At 47.1% G+C, this 15193-nt stretch carries 14 protein-coding genes; 9 read left to right on the forward strand and 5 right to left on the reverse strand.

What is annotated here, in order from left to right; all coding sequences use genetic code 11:
* Nucleotides 1–24 precede the first annotated feature (24 nt).
* From uxuA to VJL_RS17590, 3 genes are all read right to left on the reverse strand, one after another.
* Entirely contained in the window at nt 25–1212 is a 1188-nt protein-coding gene (gene uxuA, locus VJL_RS17580; RefSeq protein WP_038879867.1) for a mannonate dehydratase, read from the reverse strand.
* Nucleotides 1213–1341: 129 nt separating this feature from the next.
* On the reverse strand, nt 1342–2133 hold the full coding sequence (locus VJL_RS17585; protein ID WP_038871498.1) for an FCD domain-containing protein: 792 nt from the start codon (nt 2131–2133) through the stop codon (nt 1342–1344).
* A gap of 107 nt (nt 2134–2240) precedes the next feature.
* Complete coding sequence (locus VJL_RS17590) at nt 2241–3224, reverse strand: TRAP transporter substrate-binding protein (RefSeq protein ID WP_038879870.1); 984 nt, start codon at nt 3222–3224, stop codon at nt 2241–2243.
* 321 nt (nt 3225–3545) lie between these two features.
* On the opposite strand from VJL_RS17590, the gene VJL_RS17595 reads away from it, so the two are divergent.
* The 9 genes from VJL_RS17595 (at nt 3546) to VJL_RS17635 (ending at nt 13450) form a co-directional block, all read left to right on the forward strand.
* Nucleotides 3546–4061, forward strand: a complete 516-nt coding sequence (locus tag VJL_RS17595; RefSeq protein WP_038871502.1) for a TRAP transporter small permease — start codon at nt 3546–3548, stop codon at nt 4059–4061.
* An 11-nt stretch (nt 4062–4072) separates the two neighbouring features.
* Nucleotides 4073–5374, forward strand: a complete 1302-nt coding sequence (locus VJL_RS17600; RefSeq protein ID WP_009706640.1) for a TRAP transporter large permease — start codon at nt 4073–4075, stop codon at nt 5372–5374.
* 81 nt (nt 5375–5455) lie between these two features.
* On the forward strand, nt 5456–6919 hold the full coding sequence (locus VJL_RS17605) for a mannitol dehydrogenase family protein (protein ID WP_038879873.1): 1464 nt from the start codon (nt 5456–5458) through the stop codon (nt 6917–6919).
* Between the two features lie 12 nt (nt 6920–6931).
* Nucleotides 6932–8344, forward strand: coding sequence for a glucuronate isomerase (gene uxaC, locus VJL_RS17610; RefSeq protein WP_038879876.1), 1413 nt, complete (start codon nt 6932–6934; stop codon nt 8342–8344).
* 3 nt (nt 8345–8347) lie between these two features.
* Complete coding sequence (locus VJL_RS17615; RefSeq protein WP_038879878.1) at nt 8348–9325, forward strand: sugar kinase; 978 nt, start codon at nt 8348–8350, stop codon at nt 9323–9325.
* Between the two features lie 9 nt (nt 9326–9334).
* Entirely contained in the window at nt 9335–9964 is a 630-nt protein-coding gene (locus VJL_RS17620) for a bifunctional 4-hydroxy-2-oxoglutarate aldolase/2-dehydro-3-deoxy-phosphogluconate aldolase (protein WP_038879881.1), read from the forward strand.
* Between the two features lie 128 nt (nt 9965–10092).
* Nucleotides 10093–10617 carry a YgjV family protein gene (locus tag VJL_RS17625; RefSeq protein ID WP_038879884.1) on the forward strand — a complete coding sequence of 175 codons (525 nt, stop codon included), beginning with the start codon at nt 10093–10095 and terminating at the stop codon, nt 10615–10617.
* A gap of 319 nt (nt 10618–10936) precedes the next feature.
* Entirely contained in the window at nt 10937–12988 is a 2052-nt protein-coding gene (locus VJL_RS17630; protein WP_038879887.1) for a glycoside hydrolase family 3 protein, read from the forward strand.
* Between the two features lie 66 nt (nt 12989–13054).
* A complete protein-coding gene (locus VJL_RS17635; protein WP_038871521.1) occupies nt 13055–13450 on the forward strand; it encodes a hypothetical protein in 396 nt (131 codons plus the stop codon).
* A gap of 50 nt (nt 13451–13500) precedes the next feature.
* On the opposite strand, the gene VJL_RS17640 is transcribed toward VJL_RS17635, so the two are convergent.
* Both VJL_RS17640 and arcC read right to left on the reverse strand, forming a co-directional pair.
* Nucleotides 13501–14118, reverse strand: a complete 618-nt coding sequence (locus tag VJL_RS17640) for a TetR/AcrR family transcriptional regulator (protein ID WP_038871524.1) — start codon at nt 14116–14118, stop codon at nt 13501–13503.
* 126 nt (nt 14119–14244) lie between these two features.
* Nucleotides 14245–15153: a carbamate kinase gene (arcC, locus tag VJL_RS17645; RefSeq protein ID WP_038871527.1), complete on the reverse strand. Its 909-nt coding sequence runs from the start codon at nt 15151–15153 to the stop codon at nt 14245–14247.
* Nucleotides 15154–15193: the final 40 nt, after the last annotated feature.

The following is a 15193-nucleotide window of genomic DNA, read 5'->3' on the forward strand; positions in this document are numbered from 1 at the left end:
AAAGTGCTTTTACATTGTAAATCGTTACTTGGTGTAGAAAGCGCGTTTTAGTGCCATTTCTAGACCACGCACTTCCGCAAGGCCTTTCAAGCGACCGATGGCTGAGTAGCCTGGGTTGGTCTTCTTCTTCAAATCATCCAGCATTTGGTGACCATGGTCAGGACGCATTGGGATCAAACGGTGATCACCCACTTCTGCGCGGCGTTGTTCTTCGTCCAAAATTGCCATCACCACGTTGTACATATCCACATCGCCATCTAGGTGAGCTGCTTCGTGGAACGTCATCGGGTTGCTTTCTTCACGCTTGGTTGAACGCAAGTGAGTGAAGTAAACGCGGTCGCCATGCTTTTTAATCATCTTCACTAGGTCGTTGTCACCACGCACACCGTAAGAACCCGTACACATGGTTAAACCGTTCATTTTGCTCGGTACTTTTTCAGTCAACCAATCGATGTCTTCGATGGTTGAAACAATACGCGGCAAACCAAGAATTGGACGCGGTGGATCGTCTGGGTGTACAGCCAACTTCAAACCATGCGCTTCACACACTGGCATAAGTTCCGCTAAGAAGTGCGCCATATGCTCACGCAGCTTATCTTTGCTGATGCCCGAGTAACGGTCTAACTGTGCTTGGAACTCTTCTAACGTGTAACCTTCTTCAGCACCCGGCAAACCAGCAATGATGTTGCTTGTCAGTTGTTGGATTTGCTCCGCCGTCATGTTGTTGAAGTACTCAAGCGCCTGCGCTTGTTCAGCTTCGGTGTAATCCGCTTCTGCGCCCGGGCGTTTAAGAATGTGCAGCTCAAATGCCGCAAATGCGATTTGGTCAAAACGAAGTGCTCGAGAACCATCTGGCATTTCAAACTCTAGGTCGGTACGTGTCCAATCTAGCACTGGCATAAAGTTGTAGCAGACTGTATCTACGCCACATTCTGCAAGGTTACGCAGCGTCTGTTTGTAGTTGTCGATCCACTGTTGGTAATCACCTGTTTGAGTTTTGATTTCTTCATGAACAGGGACACTTTCAACCACCGACCACGTTAAGCCTCTCTCTTCGATGATGGCTTTACGTTTTAAAATCTCTTCTTTCGACCACACTTCCCCATTTGGAATGTGGTGCAAGGCATTTACGATGCCTGTTGCGCCAGCCTGACGAATATCGTCTAGCGACACTGGGTCATTCGGACCGTACCAACGCCAAGTTTGTTCCATGACACTCACCTTTTTTAAGACGCACTCAGCCCGCTCAAATTATTCAAGCTAAGTGCACAACGACTTCTTAATATGCAGCCACGATAATGCAGCTGCGCTGACTAGAGCCGACCAAAGCCGGCAATGTGGTTAACTATTTTCAGCACCCTGCAGAACAACAGGGTTGGAACTGAATAAGTAACCATCAAAATCTGGGTCATCGATGTCAGACAGCTCCAACAGGCGCTGTTTAACGTTTTCAAGGTGTTGCCACATGGCATTTTTTGCAGCGATAGGATCTTTACGCTGCAATGCGGCGAGGATTTTGGCGTGATCGTCTAACCACTCTTCACGGTAGTCTTGACCAGCAATGTGGGAATGGAGTTTATTCCACATTGGGCTGCTCTCACGTCGCTCCCAAGATTGTCTCAGCATGTCCACCAATACAGAGTTTTGGGTTGCTTCTGCAATACACATGTGAAACTTCTCATCACCGTTGCAATCTGCGGTGCCACTGGCGAGTTCTTCTCGTTCCAGTTCAAGGGCTGCACGCATTTTCACAATGTCGCTTGGCGTCACTTGCATCGCGGCAAATTCAGCGATGTTGCTTTCAAGTAACTGACGAGCTTGGAGCATTTCGAACGGACCAGCATCATCGCTGATCACATTCTCGCGGGAGTTGGGTTGAGATGGAATATTGATGACATACACCCCAGAACCTTTTTTCACTTCGACAAGGTTTTCCAGCTCAAGCATGATGATCGCTTCACGCACAACTGTGCGGCTAACGTCGAGACGTTCTGCAATATCGCGCTCAGGCGGCAACCTATCACCAACCTTGTAAAGGCCGTTGATTAACTCTTGTCTTAGGACTAGACCGGTTTCTTGATACGGTCTTTTCGGTTCAAAAGGCATCATGATGATATTATCACTATATTCCATCTAACTTCTCACGCCATCATAACGACCAATAACAATTGGTCAACCTCTATGTACCAGAATGTGGTAACACCTTGTTTTCGATTGTTTCGTACTAATTAAATTGTGAATTATTGAACGGCTTTGATTTTCTCAACCAATTCATTTAATTCAGGATTTGTCTTTTCTAGGTCCGCGTACATTGGCTGAACCGCTTCAACAAATGCCGCTTTATTTGGCTCTACAAAAGTCACGCCCATCTTCTCTGCTTTCGCGCGCTCTTTCGCTTCTGACTCAGCCCACAGCTTCTTCATGTATTCCGAAGAGTCTGCCGCTGCTTTCATCAGTGCTTGTTGCTGCTCTGGCGTTAGCTTGTCATACGTCTTAGTAGAGATAACCAAGATGTCTGGCACCATGGTGTGCTCATCCAAGCTGAAGTATTTCGATACTTCACTGTGACGGCTCAAGCTAAACGATGGGATGTTGTTTTCCGCAGCATCGACCACGCCTTGTTGTAATGCCGTGTATAGCTCACCGTATGCCAACGGCGTTGGGTTGCCACCCAATGCTTTCACCATCGCAATCGCTGATGGGCTTGGCTGTACGCGCACTTTTAGACCTTTTAGATCTTCCGGCGTGTTGATTGGCTTGTTGGTGTAGAAACTACGCGCACCCGCATCGTAATAAGTCACACCAATAAAGCCGCTGTCCGCTGAAGAATTCAGGATTTCACGACCCACTTCACCATCTGTCACTTTGTAGTAGTGGTCTTTATCGCGGAACAAGTAAGGCAGGTTGAATGCCGCGTAAGCCGGGGAGAAAGCTTCCAATTCTGCCGCGTTGCTCTTCACCATATCTAGAGCGCCGTTTTGCATTAGCTCCATCGATTCACGCTGTGTACCTAGCTGTGCATCAGGGTAAATACGGATACGAACTTCACCATCTGTCATTTCACGAACTTCTTTTGCCATAAAGTCCATTGCTTTATGTACCGCATGGTCACGAGGGTGGTTGTGACTCAGCTTCAAAGTGGTCGCAGCATAAGCAGAAGCAGTGGCGCCGAAGGTCATTGCAGCACCTACTACAGCGCTTAAAAGAGTCTTACGCGTCATCATTGTTCTATTCTCCTTGGATTGGTTGTCCAATATGTAGGGTAGTTTTAATTTTTTATCGGTATTTCTTGTTTCGAAGCCATTATTGGCGATCAAAAAACCTATCGTCAAAACAAAAATGCAAATTGATTGACCAAAATCACAATAGCAATCGTTAAATTGGTCAACCAATCCAATTGTGAAGCTGCTCACGGACAACCAAATCGGCTAACTTATAATCCACTCAGAAAGATTAGCGTATGTTGCTGCCCTACACAGAAACAGTTCCTTACATTGGTAAACCAATTGTTATGAGATGCGCGTATTTACTTAAAGGAAATAAAAATGAATAAATTGGTCAAATACATAAACAGGGGGCTGGCTGCCTTTACGGTCTCTCTCTCGACCTTCCTCGTCATTTGCGTAGTCTGGCAAGTGTTATCACGCTATGTGATTGGCAGACCAAGTACCGTTACTGACGAACTTGCTCGCTATCTCTTTATGTGGGTAGCATTAATTGGCGCCGCCTACACCACCGGCCTTAAACGTCACCTTGCTATCGACTTGCTAACAATGAAGCTGCAAGGCAAGCGCAAACTCATCAATGAAATCGTCATCCAAATTGCCATCGCACTGTTCTCTTACGTGGTGTTGGTTCACGGCGGTACGCAACTCGCACTGAAAACACTGGCAACTGGCCAGTTAACGCCAGCACTAGGCTTGGAAATGGGCTACATCTACTTCTGCCTACCAATCAGTGGCGCACTGATGATCTTTTACTCTGCGGTATTTGCTTTCGACCGTGTAAAACAATTGACGTCTGGTGAAGCCCTACTCACCGACACCCAGCTTGATCAATAGAGGGTTCCACAATGGAATGGCAATTAATTCTCACCCTGTTCGGTAGCTTCGCGGTCTTATTGACGATTGGCGTACCGGTTTCTTTTGCTATCGGTTTGTCATCGCTAGCCACTATTTTAATGAGCTTACCGCTAGAGCCTGCGATCGCCGTTGTGGCGCAGCGTATGGCGGCAGGCCTTGATAACTTTGCTCTATTGGCAATCCCGTTCTTTATCTTGGCGGGTAACATCATGAACCAAGGTGGTATCGCACTGCGTCTTATCAACTTCGCAAAAGTACTCGGTGGCCGCCTTCCTGGTTCACTAGCACACGTGAACGTAATGGCGAACATGATGTTTGGTTCGATTTCTGGCTCTGCGGTAGCGTCTGCAGCAGCGGTTGGCGGCACCATGTCTCCTCTGCAAAAGAAAGATGGCTACGATGAGAACTTCTCTGCAGCAGTGAACATCACTTCTTGTCCTTCTGGTTTGTTGATTCCACCAAGTAACACTTTAATCGTGTTCTCATTGGTATCAGGTGGTACATCTATCGCGGCATTGTTCCTAGCAGGCTACATTCCTGGCATCTTGATGGGTCTAAGCATCATGGTAGTGGCGGGTATCATTGCAAAACGTCGTGGCTACCCAGTGGCAGCACGCCCTTCTCTTGCAATGGTTTGGAATACCTTCTTGAAAGCCGCCCCATCTCTTGCACTGATTGTGATCATTATGGGTGGCATCATTGGCGGTATCTTTACAGCAACAGAGGCTTCAGCTATCGCGGTGGTTTATACCTTTGTACTTGCGGTGCTGATTTACCGCGAAGTGAAATGGCGTGACATTCCAAAGATCATCCTAGAGTCTGCAGTCACCACTTCTATCGTATTGCTACTGGTTGGCGCATCGATGGGCATGTCTTGGGCGATGGCGAACGCCGACATTCCTTACATGATTGCAGATGCCCTACTGGCTATCTCTGACAACCCAATGATGATTCTACTGATCATCAACGTCATTCTGCTGATTGTCGGTATCTTCATGGACATGACACCAGCGGTACTGATCTTTACGCCTATCTTCCTGCCAATCGCACTGGATATGGGTATTGACCCTGTGCACTTCGGCATCATGATGACCTTCAACTTGGCTATCGGTATCTGTACCCCACCAGTAGGTAGCGCGTTGTTCATCGGTTGTTCTGTGGCGAACGTTGCCATCGACAAAGTAATTAAGCCTCTACTTCCATTCTACGTTGCACTGATTGCAGCACTAATGGCCGTGACCTTTATTCCTCAGCTAAGTCTGTTTTTGCCTAACCTTGTTCTTGGCTACTAAGCGCTGGGTTATAAGTTTTAGATTACGAATTATTAAAATACACCATCCCGCAGGTTCGCCTGCGGGAAAAGGGATACAACAATGAAGACTATTTCGAATTCCACTCTGAATGAAAACGTTCTGCTTCCGGACTACGACCGCCCAACGCTTAAAAGCCGTATTGTTCACCTTGGTTTCGGTGCTTTCCACCGCGCACACCAAGCTCTATTCACCAACGAGATGCTGAGCAAAACGGGCTCGGACTGGGGCATTTGCGAAATCAACCTATTTGGTGGTGAAGAGTTAATTCAATCGCTGCGCGCACAAGACCACCTCTATACAGTGGCAGAAAAAGGCGCAGAATCGACAGAGGTAAAAGTGATTGGATCAGTGACCGAATCACTCCACCCAAGCCTCGACAGCATTCAAGCGGTGTTAGAAAAAATGACAGAGCCACAAGTGGCGATCGTTTCAATGACGATTACCGAGAAAGGCTACTGCGCCGACCCAGCGACGGGCACGCTTGATAAAAACAATCCGCTAGTCATTGCTGACCTTGCCAACCCAACGGAGCCAAAATCAGCATTGGGTTACATCGTGCAAGCGCTGAAGATGCGCCGTGAACGCGGTCTGACGCCATTTACCGTGATGTCTTGCGATAACGTGCAAGAGAACGGTCACGTAGCAAAAGCAGCGGTACTTGAGTTCGCTCAACTGCTCGACCCAGAATTGCGTGACTGGATTGAAACCAACGTTACCTTCCCTTGCACCATGGTTGACCGCATTGTGCCAGCAGCAACCGAAGAGACACTGACTGAAATCGCTGAGCTACTTGGCTGTGAAGATCCATGTGGCATCGCTTGTGAACCATTCCGCCAATGGGTTATCGAGGATAACTTCGTGGCTGGTCGCCCAGATTGGAGCGTGGCTGGCGCAGAATTTGTTGCCGACGTTGTGCCTTACGAAGAAATGAAGCTGCGCATGCTAAATGGTAGCCATTCGTTCCTAGCCTACCTAGGTTACCTTGGCGGTTACGCGCACATCTCTGACACCATGACAGATGAAGGCTACCGCAAAGCGGCATTCGATATGATGATGCAAGCGCAAGCCCCTTCGCTGACCATGCCAGAAGGCACCGATTTAGAAGGCTACGCCAAGCTGCTTATCGAGCGCTTCACTAACCCGAGCTTGAAACACAAAACATGGCAAATCGCGATGGATGGCAGCCAGAAGATCCCACAACGCATGGGTGGCAGCTTACGATTCCATCTTGCTCAAGGTTCTAACTTCTCATGGTTGGCAACAGCGATTGCAGGCTGGATGCGCTATGTCTCCGGCGTGGATGAGCAAGGCAACGACATTGATGTCCGCGATCCAATGGCAGAGACACTACGTCAGATTTGCGACCAACACGGCTTGAACGTTTCTGTTGTGCCTGCATTGCTCGCTGTTGAAGCTATCTTCCCAGTAGAGCTTGGTCAAAACCCACAAGTGATTGATGCGGTGAGCAGTGCTTACCAATCGCTAATCGATAACGGTGCTCGTGCCACTGTCGCTGCGTTGTAATAGGAGTTAACGATGAAGAATTTCTTGTGTGAAGACTTTTTACTCTCAAACGAAACTGCACGTCGCTTGTACCATGAGCATGCGTTCCACCAGCCAATTTATGATTACCACTGCCACCTCAACCCAGCGGAAGTAGCGCAAAATCGTCAGTTCGATAACTTGGGTCAAATCTGGCTTGAAGGCGATCACTACAAATGGCGTGGCATGCGCTCGGCAGGCATTGAAGAGCGTTTAATTACCGGTGACGCGAGCGATTACGACAAATACATGGCATGGGCGAAGACGGTTCCTCAAACCTTGGGCAACCCGCTTTACCACTGGACACACCTAGAACTGCGTCGCCCATTCGACATTACCAATACGCTGTTTAGCCCAGACACCGCTGACCAAATTTGGCATCAATGTAATGAGCTGCTTGCGACACCTGAGTTCACAGCTCGCGGCATCATGCAGCAAATGAACGTCGTAATGGCGGGCACGACCGATGATCCTATTGATTCACTAGAACACCACAAAGCGATCGCAGAAGACGACACCTTTAACGTTAAAGTGCTGCCGAGTTGGCGTCCGGATAAAGCGTTCAAGATTGAATTGGACGTGTTTGCGGATTACATGCACAAACTGGGCGAAGTAGCAGACATTGAAATTCGCCGCTTTGATGATTTATTGAGTGCGCTTGATAAACGTTTGGCACACTTCGATGCACATGGCTGTCGTGCGGCAGACCACGGCATTGAGATCGTCCGTTACGCACCGATCCCAAGCGAGGCTGATTTAGATGCGTTGCTGACCCGTCGTTTGAATGGCGAAGTATTGTCAGAGCTTGAATGTGCGCAGTTCTCTACCGCAGTTCAAGTTTGGCTCGGCAAACGCTACGCGCAATTGGGCTGGGTCATGCAGCTTCATATTGGCGCACAACGCAACAACAGCACACGCATGTTCCAACTGTTAGGTGCCGACGCTGGCTTTGACTCGATTGGCGATCGCCCATTTGCTTTTGAACTGGCACATCTATTGGATGAAATGGACCAAACCAACGAGCTGCCTCGCACCATTCTTTACTGTTTGAACCCTCGTGATAACGAAATGATGGCGACTATGATTGGTAACTTCCAAGGTGGCGGCATCGCGGGCAAAGTGCAGTTTGGCTCGGGTTGGTGGTTCAACGACCAGAAAGACGGCATGCAACGCCAAATGGAACAGCTTTCTCAGCTTGGTTTGCTCAGCCAATTCGTCGGCATGCTAACGGATTCGCGCAGCTTCTTGTCTTACACTCGCCACGAGTACTTCCGCCGCATCTTGTGTGACATGATTGGTCGTTGGGCAGAGAACGGCGAAGTTCCAAATGACCTATCGTTGCTTGGCCCTATGGTCGAAGACATCTGTTTTGGTAACGCAAAACGCTACTTTGAAGAGAGGGCGTAACCAATGAAACACATCGCCATTATTGGTGAATGTATGATTGAGCTGAATGGCAAACCGTTCGGCTCAATGCATCAAACATTTGGTGGGGATACGCTCAATGCTGCGGTTTATTTGAGCCGCGGCTGCGAAGCCAATAGCAAACCTGATGAAGTTAAAATCTCTTACGTTACAGCGCTTGGCAATGACCCAATCAGTACGGGAATGCTGACTCGCTGGGAAGACGAAGGCGTATCAACAGACTTAGTGCTGCGCGATGAGACTCGCACGCCGGGTTTGTACTTGATTCAGCTTGATGACCAAGGCGAGCGTACGTTCCTATATTGGCGTAACCAATCAGCTGCGCGTTACTTACTTCAACATCCAAATTTTGGACTGGTTAAGCAAGCATTAACTCAAGTGAATGCGGTGTTTCTCAGCGGTATCTCTTTGGCCATCTTGCCAGAAGAAGACCGAATTTCACTGCTCAACTTATTGGTCGAACTAAAAGCTCAAGGCGTTGAAATCGCGTTTGATAGTAACTTCCGTCCAGCACTATGGCCTCAAGACGATAATCAAACCGTCAAAAACGTTTACCAAGCCATGTATCAACTGACGGACGTTGCCTTAGTGACTTTTGATGATGAGCAATTGATCTGGGGTGACGATACACCAGAGCAAACCATTAAACGCCTTACCTCTCTTGGCGTAGGCAAATGCATCGTCAAGCTCGGCGCAGATGGCTGCTTAGTTCAAGACTCTACAAATCAGGGTTCGAGCGCGGCTCTGGCTCCACAAGCCGTGCCAACCCAACCTGTCGCTCAAGTGGTGGACACCACATCGGCGGGCGACTCATTCAATGGTGGCTTTTTATCGGCATACCTTACTGGCACAGATCTCGCGACTTCATGTCAAAGAGGCAACGCACTGGCAGGTGCTGTGATTCAACATCGCGGTGCCATCATTCCCAAAGCATTCACACAACCGGCGCTTGGCGTCGTTTAAGGAACACTCATGTCTAGCATTAAACAACAATTAAAAGCTCTGAAAGTCATCCCAGTTATCGCCATTGATAAAGCAGAAGACATTATCCCATTGGGTAAAGTACTGGCAGAAAACGGACTACCAGCAGCTGAAATCACTTTCCGTTCAGCAGCGGCTGCAGAAGCGATTCGCCTATTGCGTGAAACCCAGCCAGACATGCTGATTGGCGCAGGTACGGTACTGAACCGCGAGCAAGCAATTGCAGCAAAAGAAGCAGGCGCAACCTTTATCGTATCGCCTGGCTTTAACCCAAATACCGTTAAAGCGTGCCAAGAAATCGGGATTGATATCGTACCGGGTGTGAACAACCCAAGCACAGTTGAAGCCGCGCTAGAAATGGGATTGACCACCTTGAAGTTCTTCCCTGCCGAAGCCTCTGGCGGCATCAACATGGTGAAATCACTGCTCGCGCCATACACCGACATTGAACTGATGCCTACTGGTGGCATTAACCCTGCGAACATCAAAGATTACTTAGCTATCCCGCGCGTATTGGCATGTGGTGGTACGTGGATGGTAGACAAGAAACTGATCGAAGCGGGCAACTGGGAAGAGCTTGCACGCCTAACTCGCGAAGCAGTAGCACTTGTGAATGCGTAATGATTGGTAAGTCATCTCAAGGCTCTTGGGTAACCCCTTAGCGATTTAGATAAAGTGCCCAGCCCTCCCTTTGTGGAGGGCTGATTCGTTCAAAGCATGGCTCAAAGAACAACACTCTAGGGAAACAAATGGAAAACTGGTTAGCACAAGGCATTGGTGGCATCGCATTTATGGTTGGCGTGATGGCATTCTGGCAGAAAGATGACATGCGCTTTCGCTATCAGATGATGACGTTTTGTTTCATCATGGGTATTCACTTTACCCTGATGGGCGCAACCGTCGCCGCCATTGGTGTGATCATTAATGGCATTCGCAGTTTCGCCTCAATCAAAACTCAATCACGTAAAGTAATGTGGTTCTTCATTGCTCTTATGTGGCTGATGACCCTTCCAAACATCACTCACTTTTTTGAGTTACTCACTGTAATCGGATCATCCGTCGCCACTTGGGCACTCTTTTCCAAACAAGGCATCACTCTACGCAGCTTAATTTTGTTTAATTCCTTCTGCTGGGTCAGCCACAATATTTGGCTTGGTTCTATCGGTGGTTCATTAGTCGAGAGTACTTTTATCATCACCAACTTACTGACCATATATCGCTTGTATCAATCGAATAAAAATAATAACCAGACACAAACTTTAAATCAGGATTAATGTATTTAGCGCTTTTTCTCACCTGGTAATAATTTTGGAGTAAACAATAACAGCCATAGCGTTACATAGAATTTGGAAGCGACATAACATAAAAGTAAAGTATTGATTTTAAAGATCTTAAATAAAAACAAACAGACTACAAAATCAAGCTCACATTTAATTTGGTCAACCTATTTTTAATTATATATTGAGTTTAATCACCTAATTAAAAAATATGGTGATCCAAATCTTTAGTTCAATTAATTTTGGTTAACCAAAACATCGCTAATTACTAATATTGGTCTTGAACAAACAACTATACCAACATTAGGACAGCGACATGAAACGTCTTACCCAACTCACTCCTATCGCAGTGGCGCTTGTTCTCGCAGGGTGTAATTCATCCGACGATGACAGCAACTATGCTCAACCAGAAGTCTTCTCTCGAGTGCACGACGTGCTCAGCGTTGATGGTTATCAATTTAGAGACTCCAATGGCAACGGGACGTTAGAACCGTTCGAGGATTGGCGTCTAACACCGGTAGAGCGTGCCGCCGATCTTGTTAGCCGACTGACGCTTGAAGAGAAAGCCGGCATGATGCTTATCGACACACTCAACTCCGGTGAAGGCGGTGTCGTGACAAGCAAAGGTCAGGACATGATCGCCGATGCTCAAATGACACGTTTTATCTTCCGTAACAGCGTGGTGGAAACACCAGAAAACGCGCCAAACTGCGACAGTGGACGCTCAGGCTGCCAGATTTCACCTAAAGAAGCCGCGACTTTCATGAATAGCGTTCAAGAGCTGAGAGAGAAAACCCGAATGGGTATCCCAGCGCTATTTAAGTCCAATGCACGCAACCACATCGACCCATCTGCAAAAGCGGGTATCAACGTCTCTTCGGGTGCATTCTCGGCTTGGCCAAAAGAAGCTGGACTTGCAGCCACTCGCGATATGGCGCTGATTGAAGAGTTTGCGGGCATCATGAATGAAGAATGGTCGTCGATTGGTTTACGCAGTATGTATGGCTACATGATGGATTTGGCGACAGAGCCTCGTTGGTACCGCGTACATGAAACCTTTACAGAAGACGCGGATCTTGCAGCAGATATCATGCGCTCTTTGATCAACGGCCTACAAGGTGGTGGCGCTATTGACCAAGACAGTATCGCCCTTACGATCAAACACTTCCCCGGTGGTGGTCCTCAAGAAAACGGCGGTGATCCTCACTACGACTTTGGGCAAAACCAAGTCTATCCAAAAGACAACTTTGATTACCACTTGATCCCGTTTATTGCCGCGATTGATGCTGGCGCCTCTTCGATCATGCCTTACTACGGTATACCAGTAGATCAAAAGTGGATGCCAAATGATGTAGGCATGTCCTTCTCTAAAGGTATCGTGACCGATCTGCTGCGTGGTGAGCTGGGCTATACCGGCAACGTCAACTCCGATACCGGTATCATCGGCGACCGAGCATGGGGTGTGGAAGATAAAACCATCGACGAACAAGTTGCGATGGTAATCGAAGCTGGCGTCGACGTTCTCTCTGGTTTTAACGATAAAGACGTCATCGTAAATCTGGTCAACAAAGGACTGATTGACGAAGAGCGTGTCGATCTTTCAGTGACTCGCTTAGTCAAAGAGCAGTTCCAACTTGGTTTGTTTGAGAACACGTATGTGGACGTCGATAAAGCCCAAGAAATCTTAGGCAACGCCGAACATCAAGAACGTGCAGACTACGCTCAGAAGAAATCCGTGGTTCTGCTGCAAAACACAGACAAGACATTGCCTCTAGCCAAACCAAACGCCGACAAAGCAGTTTCGCTCTATGTGATGGGTATGGATGAAACCATCGCTGGTGACGAGCGTTATGGCTTTGATGTGACGTCTGGTGATTATGAAGATGGCAAAGCTCGCCCACCAGTACCAGCAGGAACCGATTACGCCGTTATTCGCGTGCGTGTTTCCAATGAAGGAGCGGATCCTGAGCTTATCTTTGGCGGTGCAAACCCAGATGAACTCGACCTGCTGGCATTCAGTCAAATGGCTACCGCAGCATCTTGGAAAATTGAGCCAAGTCTGACCGATATCCAAGCCGTCATGAATGAAATTGGCGCAGAGAATACCGTGCTTTCAATTAACTTCCGTCAACCGTTTGTACTGGATGGTGCAAGTAACATGAAAAAGTCGGGCGCAATCTTGGCCACCTTCGGTGTATCAGACAGCAACTTAATGGAAGTCCTTTCAGGCAACTTCGCTCCTCAAGGCAAGCTTCCATTTGCACTGGCAAACAGCGCGCAAGCGATTTTGAACCAGCACTCTGACTACCCAGGTTATGACGAAGCAGACACCTTGTACGAATTCGGTCACGGGCTAAGTTACGAATAACCTTTTACCCGCCTAACAAGGCAGTGTCTCGCGCTGCCTTTGTTGGATCTACTTTAGGAATAAACCATGGAACACATACTGCAGTTAGACTGGGTTGACCAAAGCATTCCCCATAAAGTTTGGGTGGAGCAATACTATGACGGCTGCCGCATTTGCCTAAAGGTCGTCAAGGATGTTGAGCCAGAAATGCTCTCATTGATTGTGCCCAACATTGATGTGAAAAACGTTCGTCAGGCATGGCAAGGTAAAGCTATCAACGTTACACCCGCTTATGATGATGGCGTCCTTTTCACTCAAACCCGTTCGCTGTTCAACCTTCCTCATGGTTGCGTGATTTGGGCCGTCACTCATATCAAGATGCAAAATGGTTTGAAGATGTCTGCTGACAAGCTCTGTTTTGTACCGAAACATTCAAAGCAAGATTCTCGCTTTCAACAAGAACATCACGCTGAGGCATGTTAAACCAATAAGGTCAGCCCAGCAGCTGACCTTGTGTTTATCTGTGCTTTGCTTCAGTACGGATGAAAATCAACCTTTTGACAAATTGGCGGGATGTAAAGCTGAAGATAGGACTCAGATAGGCGAAGGGCTTCTTTAGCCAGTTCTGGGGTGATGTAGCCATATTTGCGGTAAGAGAGAGAATAGATTTTGTCGGCAACTTGCAGGGATATAGCAAAAATATTAATCGGTTGAGGTAGCTGAGGAATGTCGAAGAACTGGCGATAAATCATCTCAACTTGATACCCTAATTCAAGATCATGCTCTGTATCTGCGTGACCTAACTCTGCAAACGTATGTCGACCCAATATCAATTTTTTGGCAATAGGATTGTTATTATAATAATTCACATAAGCCGTTTCTATCATTCGATTAATATCGCTCCAATGGACAATCTTTTCTTCATCAATACACTGCTCGAGTAATAAATCAAAATCAGAGAAAACATTTTCCAATAAGTTATGAAATAAGTTTTCTATATTTGGATAATGATGATAAACCGTTGACGTTGCCATTCCGCATTCTTTAGCAACGTCGTACATCGAAATATCCGTCGCTTCTCGCCTCTCCATCAAACGGACAACTGCTTCGTTAATTTTCAACAATTTTGTTTCTGTACTAACTTTTCGCATCGTGATGTTGTCCTTCCAAATTTTAATTAAAACCTAATATATAAGGTCACACTATCAATGTCCGCCAAAAACGACCGTAACTTTGACATGCGACCTTATTGATTTGTGAATTAACTTATTTGCATATTATGGTTGTATATGTGTACCAGACTTCCCTTCAATGATTTCTAACGCAAAAGATAAATCACCGATATGACCACTTTGTCCTGTTTTTTCAACAAACTGGCAGCATGCGTCGACTTTCGGTCCCATCGATCCTGCAGGGAAAGAATATTGCTTCATTTGCTCAATGGTCACATTCTTTAGCTTTTGCTCTTGTGGTGTTCCCCAGTTGAGACAAACGTGGGTGCCATCTGTCAGAATCAGCAAATGCTCCGCCCCAATTTGTTCTGCAATTAGTGCCGCAGTCATGTCCTTATCAATAACCGCTTCAAAACCGACATACGCCCCGTCTTTTTCGATTACTGGAGCACCGCCGCCGCCACCACAAATGATCAAGTGTTCTTTTTCGAGTAAGTCTTTGATTGCTTTGATTTCTAAGATCTCTTGTGGCTTAGGAGAAGGGACGACACGACGCCAATGCGCACCATCAGGTTTCACAACCCAGTGATTTTCCTCGGCAAGTTGTTTTGCTTGATCCTCAGTGTAAACAGGGCCAATGAACTTAGAAGGGTCCACAACGGCAGGGTCGTTTTCATCGACGACAATTCGCGTAAGTATCGTCGTCGTGTAACGATCTTCAATTGCAGCATTGAGACCTTGCTGAATCAAATACCCAATCATGCCTTGTGTTTCTGCGCCAAGCACATCAAATGGATAGGGAGGGCAATCTTTATAAGCGTTGTTTTGTAGGGAAAGTAAGCCGACTTGAGGACCATTACCATGCACAATGACTAAACGGTAGTTTTTACTCAATTCAGCCAGTGAACTCGCCGTCTGCGCAATGCTTTTTTGTTGATTCTCGCAGCTCATGATCTCACCACGCTGCAATAAAGCATTCCCTCCAACAGCAACAACAATAATCGGTTTTGACATATCGAAATCTCCAAATATAAATAAATGATGTCAGATTAGA

Origin of the sequence: Vibrio jasicida CAIM 1864 = LMG 25398, assembly GCF_000400365.1 — a bacterium.
Taxonomy (GTDB): domain Bacteria; phylum Pseudomonadota; class Gammaproteobacteria; order Enterobacterales; family Vibrionaceae; genus Vibrio; species Vibrio jasicida.